We start from the raw sequence: 13778 nt of genomic DNA, 5'->3' as shown, positions 1-13778 counted from the left end.
TGATTGGTCAATATATCGTAAATTACGGCCTTACTGTGGTGGGGCCGGGTCCAGTTTCAGATAATCGTATTTCGCCAGAAACAGCGCCGCCGCGATGGCAAGGTCGCTTCGCAGACCCATTGCCGCCGCGATGTCGCCGATCCGGGCCATTCCGGCACGCCCCGCCGCATCGACGAACCCCAGAATACGCGCATCCGGCAATTGCTTGCGCTGGTACAGCCCGCGCCCGTTCAGCGCATCAAGTGCCGCAAGCGCGTCCTGCCCCATCGGTCGCACCTGTGACACGACCCAATCCGTCGTGACATGATCCGTCGGATACCCGGAATAGAGGTCAAAGGGATCAATCTGCAACGGCATCACCGCCGGGCGGGTCTTGGCTGCGGCGCGCCGTGCCGCCAGTTCATCGCCCAGCGCCAGATACTGCGGAATGACCGCTGCCCAATCATAGCGCGCGCGCACGTGCGCCACGCCCGCCTGCCCCATCCGGCCCCGCAAGCCTGCATCCCGCGCGAGGGCGCGCAGGGCATCGGCATAAGCGGCAACATCGATCTGCGTCTGCTGCTGGATCAGTGACAGATGATGCAGATAGCCATCCCGTCCGTCGGCAAATCGCGCCGCCAGATCGGCCCCAACGGGATGACCCGGCCCGGTCATGCGGGTGGGGATCAACATGCCCGTCTCACCTTGCACAACCGTGTCATGGAACCCGTTCCAATCGGGCATGACAACAGGCAACCCTGCGGCCATCGCCTCGACCGGGACCAGACCGAATGTCTCCTGAATGTTGTCCACAGGCAGGGTGAATACATCAGCCCCCGCCCAGATATCGCGCCGGATATCCGCGTCGCGCCCGTCGATCTGCACCACCTTGACCGACGGACAAAACACCGCCGCCGCATCACGGTGCAGCGCCGCCTCGTTTTCGCGGTTGGCCCAGCCGACCTGCCACAGATGCACCGGGCGTCCCAAATCCTGCGCGACCTGTTCCAGCGCCAGATACAATGGCACGGGGTTTGCCTTTTCCACGCTGGTCAGACGCCCCATGGTCATGACGACAAAGGCATCATCCGCCCCGAACCGCGCCCGCATTGCAGCCCGCGCACCGTCGCGCTGCGCAAAGTCATCCGCATGAATTCCCAGCGGTATGACCGGCAATTGCGGTATCGGCATCCGGGTCGCCCCGAACCGATCCGCATAGAACAGCACTTCTTCTTCCATCTGGCGGGCGACCACGGATTGCACCGCGCGACTGGTGCAGATCACGGCGTCCCAGTCATGCACAGGCTCGGCCAGCAGCTTGTGCAACCCTTCCATCACGCGGCGCGTGGACACCGTATGCGTGATGCCCACCAGACTGCACGCAGCAGCGCCAAATCGCTGCCGCTGCCATGCCGCCTGCATATAGCCCGGACCGGGGAAAAAGATCGTCCCGACCCCCGTGAAATCCGCACCGGAATTCAGCGCCACCGCAGACAATGTCCGCGTTTCGCCCAGTCCGCGCGCAACGGCATCGAACGCCTTGGCCGCTGCGGGGGTTTCCACCAGCGCATGCACCATCTCGCCCGGCACATGTCGCAGGAAACCGCGCAGGAACGATTGCCCCGCGCTGCGCCGACCGACCAGATCCTTGCCTTCGCCCTCGATCGCATCCGAATGGAAAAAGATCGCGGGCCCGGTCATCCCAGAACGATATCCCGGCAGCCGTCGCCGTTACTCAGCACCGCTGCATCCAGCGCCCGCTGCAACGTCGCACCACGTGCAAAATCGGGCAGGACCGATTGCCCCGCGCGAATGGCCTCGATGAACCGGACATAGTTCGTCTGAACGGGCGGCACCTCCAGATACTCCCACGCAGCCGTGCCGATCTGGTCCCCCAGACAGGCCCGCAAGACGGACTGGTTATCCTCCCAGCGCACATCCAGACCGCCCTCGGTTCCGAAAACCCGCAGCCGCAGGTCGTTCATGTGACCGCTGGCATAGCGACTGGCGTGCACCACGCCGATCGCCCCGTTGGTCAGCTGCACCTGCATCGTCGCACTGTCGTTGGCATCCAGCACATAGGCACCGATCTGCCCGCCCGGTGCCTTGTCGAACGTCCTGAGCCGGCACGACACCGCAGCCGAATCCGCACCCGCAACGAAAGTTGTGAAATCAAGGATATGCACACCCACATCCCCCAACACACCCAACGACCCGTGTTTCGACGACAGCCGCCACAGCCATTGTTCTTCTTCGTCCCACTTGCCCCAGGCTGGCTGGGTCAGCCAGCTTTGCAGATAGGACGCCTCAAAGTGCCGGACCTCACCGATGGCACCGCTGGCGACCAGTCGCTGCGCCTCCATGATCGCGGGGATGTTGCGATAGGTCAGGTTGACCATGTTCACGACACCCGCTGCCTGCGCCGCCGCCGCCATCTGCGCGGCATCGGCGTAAGTCACGGCAAGCGGCTTTTCGCATAACACATGCTTGCCCGCCGCCAGCAGCGGCATGGTCGTCGGGAAATGCACGGCGTCGGGCGTCACGTTGGACACCGCATCGAATTCTCCCCACTGGATCGCCTCGATCACGGAATCAAATCCGTGGGTGATCCCATATTGCGCGTTGAATTCATGCAGGTTTTCGGGGTTCCGGTCGACACCGCCGACCAGTTCGACCCCCTCCATCGCCTGATAGGCACTGGCATGGGCATGCGCCATGCCGCCTGTCCCCACGATCAGGACACGTATGGGATCGCTCACTTGAAACCCTCTTCGCCGTCCGCGTGCAGGCTTGGCCCGCGCGCCTCGATGGGTTCCAGCGCCTGTTCCACCGGCACGTTGGGCGCGTCTGTCGGGGCAGGATCGCGCATCGCGGGATTATGTGCCCAGCGCACGGCATTTTCGATCACACGTTGCACGTTGCTGTCGAAATACGTCGGATAGGTCTCGTGCCCGGGGCGGAAATAGAACACGTTGCCCGCACCACGCTTGTAGGTCAGGCCGGACCGGAACACCTCGCCCCCCTGAAACCAGCTGATGAACACAGTTTCCAGCGGTTCCGGCACGCCAAAGGGTTCGCCGTACATTTCCTCGTTTTCCAGCTCGAAATGATCGGGCAGCCCGGCCGCAATCGGGTGATTGCGTGACGTGACCCACAGTCGCTCACGCTCGCCTGCCTCGCGCCAGGTCAGGTTGCAGGCGCTGCCCATCAGTCGTTTGAACGGCTTGGCGAAATGCGCCGAATGCAGCGCGATGAAGCCCATGCCGGACCAGACCGCCTCTGTCACGCGCGCGACCACGGCGTCATCGACATCGCCGTGCGCGGCATGACCCCACCAGATCAGCACGTCGGTATTGTCCAGCCTTTCCTGCGTCACACCGTGTTCCGGCTCTTGCAGGGTGGCTGTCGTCGCAGCGATTCCATCCGCCTTGTTCAAGGCATCGGCGATCGCGCCGTGAATACCGTCGGGATACAGATCACCGACGATCTTGTTGTGGGTTTCGTGGACATTTTCGTTCCACACCGTGACGCGAATAGTCATGTCAGGAATTCTCCAAATCGTTTCGGATACGGTGCATCGGGTGCAGGGAAAGTGCAAACACAAGTTAGGATATGACCCGACCTGTCCGCATTAGTTTACACTTGCCCCCTGCGTATGTGTCTAGTTAGACTGACAGTCATGAGTACCCTCGCAGATCACCCATCCACACCGCGTCGCTGGCCCGCGCCAAAGGCACTGCTGCGTCTAGTCAAGCCGTGGACATGGTTTCCGCCGATGTGGGCCTACCTGTGCGGCGTCGTGTCCGTCGGCACATTGTCAGCCGACTGGACGCTGGTGGCGTTGGGCGTCGTGCTCGCCGGTCCCGTGACCTGCGGCATGAGCCAGGCCGCCAACGACTGGTGCGACCGCCATGTCGACGCGATCAACGAACCTGACCGGCCTATTCCGTCCGGTGCCGTGCCCGGTCGCTGGGGCCTGTGGATCGCACTTGCGATGACCCTGCTGTCGCTGGCCATCGGATGGCAGCTTGGCGCGTGGGGGTTTGGTGCAACCGCGCTCGCCTGTGCCGCCGCCTGGGCCTATTCCGCCGAACCTCTCCGGGCGAAACGTTCGCCTCTCTGGGGGCCGCTGCTCTGTGGGCTGGCCTATGAAACCCTGCCGTGGATCACGGGCGCTGCCGTGTTGTCAGCCGGTGCGCCGTCACTCCTCATCATGGTGATCGCCACGCTCTACGGGATGGGGGCCTATGGAATCATGGTGCTGAACGATTTCAAATCGGTCACCGGTGACCGCGCACTTGGCCTGCGATCACTGCCCGTCGTCCTAGGTCCCGCCCGCGCCGCGCGCGTGGCCTGCTGGGCCATGACCTTGCCCCAGATCGCGGTCATCATCCTGCTCGACCTCAACGGCAAGCTGCTGCACGGCACCGCCGTCGCCGCCCTGCTCGCCATCCAGCTGATCGCCATGCGCACCCTGCTGCGCGACCCGCTGGGACGTGCGCAATGGTATCAGGGCATGGGCATCCTGTTTTTCATCGCTGGCATGATGGTCACCGCCACCGCCCTGCGCAGTATCGGAGGCTGATATGCTGACCTGGTTCCAGATCATGCGCCTAGGCCTCGTGCAGATGTGCCTTGGCGCGATTGTGGTCCTGACCACATCCACCCTGAACCGCCTCATGGTTGTCGAGTTGTCACTGGCCGCCGTCCTCCCCGGCGCGCTGGTGGCATTGCACTACGGTATCCAGCTCAGCCGGCCAAAGTGGGGCTTTGCATCTGACGCAGGCGGACAGCGCACCCGCTGGATCATCGGCGGCATGGCAATCCTTGCCGCGGGCGCACTGCTGGCGACCGTGGCGATCCTGTTGTTTCCCGTCAGCTTTGCGCTTGGCCTGACCGTGTCCATCGCAGCCTACGCAATGATCGGCCTCGGCGTCGGTGCATCAGGCACGTCACTGCTGGCATTGCTCGCGACAACGACCGCGCCACAGCGCCGCGCCGCCGCCGCCACGATCACATGGCTGATGATGATCTTTGGCATCGCGGTCACCGCTGGCACCGTGGGTGCGTTCCTGGATCCATACACACCCGCCTTGCTGCTGAAGGTCGTCACCATCGTCGTGACAGCCGCCACAGCCCTGACCACCCTCGCCGTCTGGGGCCTCGAACGCCGCCTGATCAAGGTCACGGAACCCGACGCCACCCCCTTCCGCCAGGGCCTGGCAGAGGTCTGGGCCGAACGCCGCGCGCGCAACTTCACGCTTTTCGTGTTCTTGTCGATGACCGCCTATTTCATGCAGGAACTGATTCTCGAACCCTACGCCGGCCTCGTCTTTGGCTTCACCCCCGGCCAGTCCACCTCGCTGTCGGGCGCACAGAACGGCGGCACATTCGTCGGAATGCTGGCCGTCGGCATCCTCGCCACCGGGTTCAAGATCGGCGGCCTACGCGGCTGGGTCGTCGCGGGCTGCATCGGGTCCGCCGCATCGCTGGCGGCACTCGCTTTCATCGGGCCAATGGGACCGGGTGCACCGCTGGTGCCCGCTGTCGTGGCACTGGGTTTCTTCAACGGCATGTTCGCCGTCGCCGCCATCGGGTCGATGATGGCGCTGGCAGGCCAGGGCCGCGACCGCCGCGAAGGCACCCGCATGGGCCTGTGGGGGGCCGCCCAAGCGGTCGCCGCAGGCTTTGGCGGGCTGACGGGCGCTGCCCTCGTCGATCTGGGCCGCACAACTTTGGGCGACGCGCAGGCCTTCGGCTCTGTCTTCATCTTCGAAGCCGCCCTGTTTCTGACCGCCGCCCTGATGGCCGCAAAAATCATGGACCGCCACCGTGCGTCCGCATCCACACTCGTTCCGGGAGAATAGCCATGAAATATGATGTCGTTGTCGTGGGCGCAGGCCCCGCCGGGGCCACCGCCGCCGAGGATCTGGTTCGTTCCGGTCACCGGGTCGCGATGCTGGACCGGTTGGGCCGGATCAAACCCTGTGGTGGCGCAATCCCGCCCCGCCTGATCGCGGACTTTTTCATCCCCGACGACCAGCTTGTGGCGAAAATCACGACAGCACGGATGGTGTCCCCGACCCAACGCCACGTCGATATCCCGATCGAGAACGGTTTCGTCGGGATGGTCGACCGCGAACATTTCGACCCCTTCCTGCGTGACCGCGCCGTATCAGCCGGGGCCGATCTGATTGCCGGCACATTCGTGCGCATCACCCGCGACGCCGACGGCAGCCATGTCATCTACCGGGACAAGGAAACGGGCGAGGAACAGATCCTCGACACCAAAATGATCATCGGTGCCGACGGTGCCCGGTCCAAGGTCGCGGCCCAATGCGTGCCGGGCGGCGACAAAATCCCCTATGTCATCGCCTACCACGAAATCGTCGAAGCCCCCGAGGCCAACGCCACCTATGACCCCAAACGCTGCGACGTGATCTATGACGGCAAGATCTCGCCTGATTTCTATGGCTGGATTTTCCCCCACGGCGGTCAGGCCAGCATCGGCATGGGGTCGCTGGTCAAATCGGTGGACGTCAAACAGGCCACCGCCGACCTGCGCGCGGCTCACGGTCTGACGGACTGCAAAACCATCCGCCGCGAGGGTGCACCGATCCCGCTGAAACCGCTGGACCGTTGGGACAACGGCAATGACGTGGTGCTGGCCGGTGACGCAGCCGGCGTCGTGGCCCCGTCCTCGGGCGAAGGCATCTACTACGCCATGGTCGGCGGCCGCGTCGCCGCCACCGCTGCTGCGGCGAAACTGAAAACCGGCCGCGCCAAGGACCTGCAACTGGCCCGCAAACTGTTCATGCGGGAACACAAACAGGTATTCCGGGTTCTCGGCGCGATGCAAAACGCCTATTACCGCAGCGATGAACGGCGCGAACGGTTCGTGTCGCTCTGCCACGACGTGGATGTTCAGAAACTGACGTTCGAGGCCTATATGAACAAGGCACTGGTAAAGGCACGGCCCATGGCGCACTTGAAAATTGGCATCAAGAACCTCGCCCATCTGTCAGGGCTGGTCAGCGTCACGCGCACATGACGGTGATGATCCCCGCATGGATCGACGGCACCCTGACGCCCGTCGAAAAACTGGACGCCCACCTGCGTGGCCTGCGCCACAAGGCGATCAGCGTCTTTGTCATGCGCGGCGATCAGGTGCTGATCCAGCAACGGGCCTTGGGCAAATACCACACGCCCGGCCTGTGGGCGAACACCTGCTGCACCCATCCCGACTGGGGCGAGGATTCGCTGACCTGCGCCACGCGCCGGTTGAACGAGGAACTGGGCATCACCGGCCTGACCCTGACCCATCGCGACCGCCTTGAATATCGCGCGGATGTCGGCGGCGGCCTGATCGAACACGAGGTGGTCGAGGTCTATACCGCCGAGGCCCCCGCCGATCTGGCCGTCACCCCCAACCCCGAAGAGGTCATGGCGACCCGCTGGGTCGCATTGCGTGATCTGATGGTCCAGGTGGATGCAGACTCGACCGCGTTCACGCCTTGGCTGAAAATCTACCTCGCAGACCACGCGCAGGCGATCTTTGGCGAGGCTTCGCTGGCGGGCTAGTCAGTTAGACCCGGCTTTGATCCGCTCGATCTGGTCCAATGCTGCATCTACGTCGTTGAAAGTGACGCCGTCCATTTCTTGCGGGGTAAGCGTCCACCACTTCACCCGCTGAAACCGCGCGATCGTCGCCTCATCGAACCGGTAGCGAATGACCCGCGCCGGGATACCGCCGACGACGGCATAGGGTGGCACGTCTTTGTTCACAAACGACCCTGCCCCAAGGATCGCACCATTGCCAACCTTGACCCCCCGCCGGACGATCACTTTCGCGCCGATCCACACATCGTTGCCGATCACCGTGCGCGGGCGTGATTTGTGCTTGATCCGGCGCGGCTTGTCATAGCCGGGGACATCCTGAAAGTGACCTGTATTGTACTGGAAAGAGTGGACACTCATCCAATTCATCGGGTGTTCCGGCGGACCAATGTCCACACCCATCGCAATCGTGCAATACCGACCGATCCTGGTACCACGCGCCACCCGCGTCCTACGTTTAAGGTAGGTATAGCGCCCGATGCTTGCACGATCCTTGATGATGGCACCGCCCGGACTGACCGGCCATTCCAGCTTCGCGCTTTTCGAAACATACCGATACTGCCGGCGCCTGGCCCGCAGCTTTCTTAACAACTTGATAATCATACGCTCCGCGCCAATGCTACTTCTACGGCCGCGCAGCAGCATTGCCATGACCCGCCCGGACGGTGATACTCTGCGCGAAGGGCGCGAATTTCGCAATTCGAATGCGCCCCAGCCATTCAGGACCGGGGCGCAACAGTCAGTCGTAACGCAGCTCTGTCGCCTTGCCCCGGAAAATGAAATACGACAGCACGGTATAGCCTGCGATGGCTGGCAGCACGAACAGCGTCCCCACCAGAATGATCATCAGGCTTTCGGGGGCCGATGCCGCATCGTAGATCGTGATCTGTTCCGGCACCACGTAGGGATAGAACGAATAGGCCAGCCCACCATAGGCAAGGACGAACAATCCCGTTGCCGCGGCAAACGGCGTCCAGGCCCAGCGATCATCCACGAACGGCAGGCGACGCAGCTTCCACCACAGGTAGCCGACCAGCGCCATCGACAGGATCGGCAGCGGCGACAGATAACCGATTTCGGGCCAGCTGAACCATTTCTCAAAGATGCGGAAACTGACGAACGGCGTCGCCAGAGAGATCGCGCCAATGCCCAGTATCAGTCCCCAGATGCCACCCTTGGCCCAGCGCACAGCGTGCTGTTGCAGGTCGCCATCGGTTTTCCAGATCAGCCAGGCCGCGCCGATGAAACTGTAGCCGACCGTCAGGAACACAGCCGTCAGCACAGCGAAACCGACATGCGGCAGCGTCCACGTCAGGCCCATGATGTACATGCCCAGCATGAAACCCTGGCTCAGCGATGCCAGCAGCGACCCCGCGAAAAACGCACCGTTCCACGCCGCCTTTTGCGACAACGGGGCCTTGGCGCGCATCTCGAACGACACGCCACGCAGGATCAACCCGATCAGCATGACGAACACCGGCAGATACAGCGCCGTCAGGATCGCACCATGCGCGGGCGGAAACGCCACCAGCAACAGCCCGACGGCCAGCACCAGCCACGTCTCGTTCGCATCCCAGAACGGGCCGATCGACGCGACCAGCCGGTCCTTTTCATCGTCGTTGGCCAGCGGCATCAGCAGGCCAACGCCCAGATCGAAACCGTCCAGCACCACATAGATCAGGATCGACAATCCCATGAGTGCGGCAAAGGTCCACGGCAGCCAGACGGCCGGATCACCAAACAGGTCCATGATTATTCCCCCGGCTGCAATGTGGCGATGTTGACCTCGCCCCGACGCGGATAGCGCCGGTTCGAGAACGGCTCACCCTTGGTCGCCTTGCGCGCGAGGTAAGTGATCACGCCGATGTAGGCCACGATCAGCACCGCATAGACGGCGAGGTATCCGATCAGCGTGCTCAGCACCATGCTGGCGGGCACATCGCTCACCGCGTCCTTGGTCGTCAGCACACCCTGCACCAGCCACGGCTGACGCCCGATTTCGGTCGTGTACCAGCCCGCCAGCGTCGCGATCCACCCGCTAAAGCTCATGGCGGTAAAGGCCAGCAGCGGCAGCTTGGGCATGTCGCCGGCACCGTAGCGACGCAGCAGGAACGCACCACCCCAGGACAGCAGCAGCATCGCAACACCCGTGCCGATCATGATGCGAAAGGCATAGAACACCGGGGCCACACGCGGGTGCAGGATTTCGCCATCCTCACCGACAAAGTCATTCAGACCGGGCACCACACCATCCGCCTTGTGCGTCAGGATCATCGATGCACCATTCGGGATACTGATCTCAAAGTCATTCGACCGGGTTTCCTGGTTCGGCACGGCAAACAGCACCAGCGGCACGTTCGACTGTGTTTCCCAGTTGCCTTCCATCGCGGCGACCTTGGCCGGCTGATATTCCAGCGTGTTCAGACCGTGCATGTCACCGGCCAGAATTTGCAGCGGGATCAGCACGGCACCCGTGATGATGCCGAACCGCAACGTGGATTTCACCGCCTCGCCGCGATCGCCCCACAGCATCCGCAGCGCAGAGATACCAGCGATCAGGAATGCCACCGTCAGGCCGGACGCCAGCATCATGTGCACGAACCGGTACGGCATCGACGGGTTGAAAATGATCTCCATCCAGTTGGTCGCATGGACCACACCGTCGATCACCTCGTACCCTTGCGGCGTGTGCATCCAGGAATTCAGCACGATGATCCAGAACGTCGACATCGTCGTGCCGAACGCCACCAGAAACGTCGCCAGCGTATGCACCCAGTTTTTCACGCGGGATGCCCCGAACAGCATGATGCCCAGGAACACCGCCTCCAGGAAAAACGCCGTCATGATCTCGTAGGCCAGCAGCGGACCCGCCACGTTGCCCACAGTTTCCATGAACCCCGGCCAGTTGGTGCCGAACTGGAACGACATCGTGATGCCCGACACCACGCCCATGGCGAACGACAGGGCAAAGATTTTCACCCAGAACATATAGGCGTCCATCCACTTCTGGTCGCCGGTCTTGTTGAAACGCAGCTTAAAGAACAGCAGCACCCAGCCCAGCGCGATCGTGATCGTCGGGAACAGAATGTGAAATGAAATATTCGCACCAAACTGGATACGAGAGAGTAGGAGGGTGTCCACCGCAAGCTCCGTCAAGACAAGTTCATCTGTGACAAGAATTTATGAATTTTGCGGTTGCAGCAAAAGTCCGTGCGACAATACGCACAGACGACAGACGCGGGTAAATCGCCCCGATTTAAGGGGATTCAAGGTGCTGCGTCAGCAGGTCGCGGACCGGCCCTGCCGTTTGGGTGACGCCGCGACCGTGGCCGCGGCGCCTTTTGCCATCAGTTCAGTGCAGCGTCCGTGATGACGCTGGTCCAGGCACCGGTCGGTGCTTCGGAAATCACCGGATCGGACCCGCCGGCCAGCAGTGTGTCGACCGTGCGCTGATAATCAGCCTCGTCCAGCGCGCCGTTCGATCCCGCCGTCAGCAATGCAACCTCGGACATCATGCGCTGCTGCGCCTCCAGGCCCTGTGCGCCGGTCATGTCGTTGTCCAACACGATCTGTGCGGCCTCATCGGGATTGGCCTCGGCGTATTTCCAGCCTTCCATCGAGGCCCGGACAAAGCGTGTCATCTTCTCGACGAACGCCGGGTCCTCCAGGTTTTCTTCCAGCACCCACATGCCGTCTTCCAGCGTGGCGACGCCCTGATCCTCATACTTGAACGTCACCAGCTCGTCGGGGCTGACGCCCGCATCCAGCACCTGACCGTATTCGTTGTAGGTCATGGTCGAAATGCAATCGGCCTGACGCTGCAACAGCGGATCGACGTTGAACCCCTGCTTCAGCACCGTGACACCCTCTTCACCGCCGTCAGTGGGAATACCGGCCTGGCTCATCCAGCTCAGGAACGGGTATTCGTTGCCAAAGAACCAGACGCCGATGGTCTTGCCGCGGAAATCCTCGACCGACGTGATGCCCGTGTCTTTCCAGCAGGTCAGCATCAGGCCGGACGATTTGAACGGCTGCGCGATGTTCACGACCGGCAGGCCCTTTTCGCGGGCCGCCAGCGCGCTGGGCATCCAGTTCAGCATCACATCGGCACCGCCACCGGCCAGCACCTGCGGCGGCGCGATATCGGGACCGCCGGGCAGGATCGTCACGTTCAGGCCCTCTGCCTCGTAGAATCCCTTGTCCTGCGCGACGTAATAGCCCGCGAACTGGGACTGGGTGACCCACTGCAATTGCAGCGTCACGTCATTGTCCTGCGCGCTGGCCTGTCCCGCGACAAAGGTCAGCATCGCCGCTGTCATCAGATGTCTCATATCTTTCTCCTTGTTGAGGTTACGCCGGGTTGTCCCGGTCTGGTTATCTGCGTTGGCTCGGGTGCCAGAATGTCAGGACCCTCTCGATCCCGGCCATGCCCCCGTAAAAAACCGACCCCGCCAGGGCCGCCACGACAATCTCGGCCCAGACCAGGTCCAGCGCAAGCTGCCCCACGCTGGTCGAGATCCGAAAACCCATTCCCACGGTCGGAGAGCCGAAAAATTCAGCAACAATGGCCCCGATCAGCGCCAGCGTCGTCGCAATTTTCAGCCCGTTGAAAACGAACGGCAATGCGGCGGGTATCCGCAACTTGATCAACGTCGGCCAGTAGCCCGCGCCATAGGTGCGCATCAGGTCGCGCTGCATCGCTGTGGTGTCGCGCAGTCCGGCAACCGTGTTGATCAGGATCGGGAAAAACACCATGACGCCCACCACTGCCGCCTTGGACGGCCAGTCACTGCCCAGCCATTTGACGAAAATCGGCGCGGTCCCCACGATGGGCAGCGCCGCCATGAACCCACCGACAGGCAGGATGCCCCGCATCAGAAAATCGCTGCGATCCGCCAGCACCGCAACGCCAAAGGCCGCCAGCGCCCCGATCACATAGCCGGTCAGCGCCCCCTTCAGGATCGTCTGTTCGAAATCCGCCCAGAGGATAGACAGCGACCCGGCAAAGGTCACGGCAATCGCCGATGGTGGTGGCAGGATGATCGGACTGACCCCCGCCATGCGCACGTAAACTTCCCAGATCAACAGGATCGTCAGGCCAAATATCACGGGGGCCAGCCAACCGGCCCCCGCAGCGCCCCGTCGCGCCAGCATCAGGTTCAGAAACCATCCGGTGCCCCAGATCACCATGACCGCCGCTGCCGCCATCATGACGCCATCCCCATGCGTTTCAGCGTCACCCGTTCCAGCAACGCGAACAGACCCACAAGGGCCGCCGCCGTGATCGCGGCCGCAAACAACGCAGCCCATGTCACCAGTGGCTGGCCGTATTGATCCCCCACCAGCATCCGCGCGCCGAAACCGGCCCGCGCGCCCGTTGGCAATTCGCCGACGATCGCCCCGACGAGGGAGGCTGAAATCCCGATCTTCAGTGACGCGAACAGATAGGGCACCGACGCGGGCAGACGCAATTTCCAGAATCCCTGCGCCGGACCCGCACTATAGGTCCGCAGCAGGTCTAGCTGCATCGCGTCAGGACTGCGCAACCCCTTCACCATGCCGACGACCACCGGAAAGAACGACAGATAGGCACTGATGATCGCCTTGGGCAGCAACCCCTGAATACCGATTGCGCCCATGACCACGATGATCATCGGGGCCAACGCCAGAATGGGGATTGTCTGGCTGGCAATCGCCCAAGGCATCACGCTCAGATCCATGGTCCGCGAAAACACGATCCCCACGGCCAGCGCGATGCCCAGCGCCGTGCCCATGCCAAAACCCAAAAGGGTCGCCGACAACGTCACCCAGCCATGATAGATCAGCGATCTGTTCGACGTGGGGGCCACGGCAAAAACCGTGTTCCACAATTCCACTACCACCTGCTGCGGTCCCGGCAGTCGCGGCCGGTCCAGCGTATAGGTCATCGGGATCACCGCCGGATTGCCCAGCGCAAGCGCAAAGGCCCCCACCTCCTGGCGCGCCCGCGCATCGGCGGGTTCCACGACGATATCGCCCCGCGCCGCCTGATCTGCGGCCAGATGAATGTTCATCGGCACCACCGCCAGGGTCCAGACCCCCAAGATGAACGCCACGATCGTCAGGACAGGCAGCACCGATTTCATCGCGCGCCCACGTCATCATCTTGCCGGAAATACTCCCGCCGGAGGCACCCGCCCCCA

The 13778-nt window shown here is 62.8% G+C and carries 12 protein-coding genes and 1 pseudogene; 4 read left to right on the top strand and 9 right to left on the bottom strand.

What is annotated here, in order from left to right:
* Window positions 1-30 precede the first annotated feature (30 nt).
* From LGQ03_RS08860 to LGQ03_RS08850, 3 genes are read right to left on the bottom strand one after another with little or no spacing between them, the layout of a single operon-like run.
* Complete coding sequence (locus LGQ03_RS08860; RefSeq protein WP_226748107.1) at window positions 31-1680, bottom strand: glycosyltransferase family 4 protein; 1650 nt, start codon at window positions 1678-1680, stop codon at window positions 31-33.
* Window positions 1677-2738, bottom strand: a complete 1062-nt coding sequence (locus LGQ03_RS08855) for a Gfo/Idh/MocA family protein (RefSeq protein WP_226748106.1) — start codon at window positions 2736-2738, stop codon at window positions 1677-1679. Before LGQ03_RS08855 ends, LGQ03_RS08860 begins: the two co-directional genes overlap by 4 nt.
* The gene (locus LGQ03_RS08850; protein WP_226748105.1) at window positions 2735-3520 is read right to left on the bottom strand and encodes a ThuA domain-containing protein; all 786 of its coding nucleotides are present in this window, start codon (window positions 3518-3520) and stop codon (window positions 2735-2737) included. The genes LGQ03_RS08855 and LGQ03_RS08850 overlap by 4 nt, the downstream gene beginning before the upstream one ends.
* A 138-nt stretch (window positions 3521-3658) precedes the next feature.
* Here LGQ03_RS08850 and chlG point away from each other — a divergent pair, with 138 nt between their 5' ends.
* From chlG to idi, 4 genes are read left to right on the top strand one after another with little or no spacing between them, the layout of a single operon-like run.
* A complete protein-coding gene (chlG, locus tag LGQ03_RS08845; RefSeq protein ID WP_226748104.1) occupies window positions 3659-4564 on the top strand; it encodes a chlorophyll synthase ChlG in 906 nt (301 codons plus the stop codon).
* A gap of 1 nt (window position 4565) precedes the next feature.
* Window positions 4566-5846 (top strand): BCD family MFS transporter, encoded by a 1281-nt coding sequence (locus LGQ03_RS08840; protein ID WP_226748103.1) that lies wholly within the window; start codon window positions 4566-4568, stop codon window positions 5844-5846.
* A gap of 2 nt (window positions 5847-5848) precedes the next feature.
* Window positions 5849-7030, top strand: coding sequence for a geranylgeranyl diphosphate reductase (locus LGQ03_RS08835; RefSeq protein ID WP_226748102.1), 1182 nt, complete (start codon window positions 5849-5851; stop codon window positions 7028-7030).
* Window positions 7027-7560 (top strand): isopentenyl-diphosphate Delta-isomerase, encoded by a 534-nt coding sequence (idi, locus tag LGQ03_RS08830; RefSeq protein ID WP_226748101.1) that lies wholly within the window; start codon window positions 7027-7029, stop codon window positions 7558-7560. Before LGQ03_RS08835 ends, idi begins: the two co-directional genes overlap by 4 nt.
* A 155-nt stretch (window positions 7561-7715) precedes the next feature.
* Here idi and LGQ03_RS16785 read toward each other — a convergent pair.
* From LGQ03_RS16785 to LGQ03_RS08800, 6 genes and pseudogenes are all read right to left on the bottom strand, one after another.
* Window positions 7716-7860 (bottom strand): annotated as a pseudogene (locus LGQ03_RS16785) (DapH/DapD/GlmU-related protein); the annotation flags it as partial.
* Window positions 7861-8335: 475 nt separating this feature from the next.
* The gene (locus LGQ03_RS08820; protein WP_090158001.1) at window positions 8336-9346 is read right to left on the bottom strand and encodes a cytochrome d ubiquinol oxidase subunit II; all 1011 of its coding nucleotides are present in this window, start codon (window positions 9344-9346) and stop codon (window positions 8336-8338) included.
* Between the two features lie 2 nt (window positions 9347-9348).
* Window positions 9349-10737 (bottom strand): cytochrome ubiquinol oxidase subunit I, encoded by a 1389-nt coding sequence (locus tag LGQ03_RS08815; protein WP_226748099.1) that lies wholly within the window; start codon window positions 10735-10737, stop codon window positions 9349-9351.
* 206 nt (window positions 10738-10943) lie between these two features.
* Entirely contained in the window at window positions 10944-11927 is a 984-nt protein-coding gene (locus tag LGQ03_RS08810) for an ABC transporter substrate-binding protein (RefSeq protein WP_404807644.1), read from the bottom strand.
* Between the two features lie 43 nt (window positions 11928-11970).
* Complete coding sequence (locus tag LGQ03_RS08805; RefSeq protein ID WP_056029523.1) at window positions 11971-12807, bottom strand: ABC transporter permease; 837 nt, start codon at window positions 12805-12807, stop codon at window positions 11971-11973.
* A complete protein-coding gene (locus LGQ03_RS08800) occupies window positions 12804-13721 on the bottom strand; it encodes an ABC transporter permease (protein WP_226748098.1) in 918 nt (305 codons plus the stop codon). The genes LGQ03_RS08805 and LGQ03_RS08800 overlap by 4 nt, the downstream gene beginning before the upstream one ends.
* Window positions 13722-13778 lie beyond the last annotated feature (57 nt).

The organism is Loktanella gaetbuli, assembly GCF_020531945.1.
In the GTDB taxonomy this organism is placed as follows: Bacteria; Pseudomonadota; Alphaproteobacteria; order Rhodobacterales; family Rhodobacteraceae; genus Loktanella; species Loktanella gaetbuli.
This window is presented reverse-complemented; position numbering and strand designations above follow the sequence as displayed.

What these genes read in the sequence shown, in the direction of transcription:
- LGQ03_RS08860 (WP_226748107.1), bottom strand. Translation starts at nt 1,680, where the DNA reads ATGACCGGGCCCGCGATCTTTTTCCATTCGGATGCGATCGAGGGCGAA.
- LGQ03_RS08850 (WP_226748105.1), bottom strand. Translation starts at nt 3,520, where the DNA reads ATGACTATTCGCGTCACGGTGTGGAACGAAAATGTCCACGAAACCCAC.
- chlG (WP_226748104.1), top strand. Translation starts at nt 3,659, where the DNA reads ATGAGTACCCTCGCAGATCACCCATCCACACCGCGTCGCTGGCCCGCG.
- LGQ03_RS08840 (WP_226748103.1), top strand. Translation starts at nt 4,566, where the DNA reads ATGCTGACCTGGTTCCAGATCATGCGCCTAGGCCTCGTGCAGATGTGC.
- LGQ03_RS08835 (WP_226748102.1), top strand. Translation starts at nt 5,849, where the DNA reads ATGAAATATGATGTCGTTGTCGTGGGCGCAGGCCCCGCCGGGGCCACC.
- idi (WP_226748101.1), top strand. Translation starts at nt 7,027, where the DNA reads ATGACGGTGATGATCCCCGCATGGATCGACGGCACCCTGACGCCCGTC.
- LGQ03_RS08820 (WP_090158001.1), bottom strand. Translation starts at nt 9,346, where the DNA reads ATGGACCTGTTTGGTGATCCGGCCGTCTGGCTGCCGTGGACCTTTGCC.
- LGQ03_RS08810 (WP_404807644.1), bottom strand. Translation starts at nt 11,927, where the DNA reads ATGAGACATCTGATGACAGCGGCGATGCTGACCTTTGTCGCGGGACAG.
- LGQ03_RS08805 (WP_056029523.1), bottom strand. Translation starts at nt 12,807, where the DNA reads ATGATGGCGGCAGCGGCGGTCATGGTGATCTGGGGCACCGGATGGTTT.
- LGQ03_RS08800 (WP_226748098.1), bottom strand. Translation starts at nt 13,721, where the DNA reads ATGAAATCGGTGCTGCCTGTCCTGACGATCGTGGCGTTCATCTTGGGG.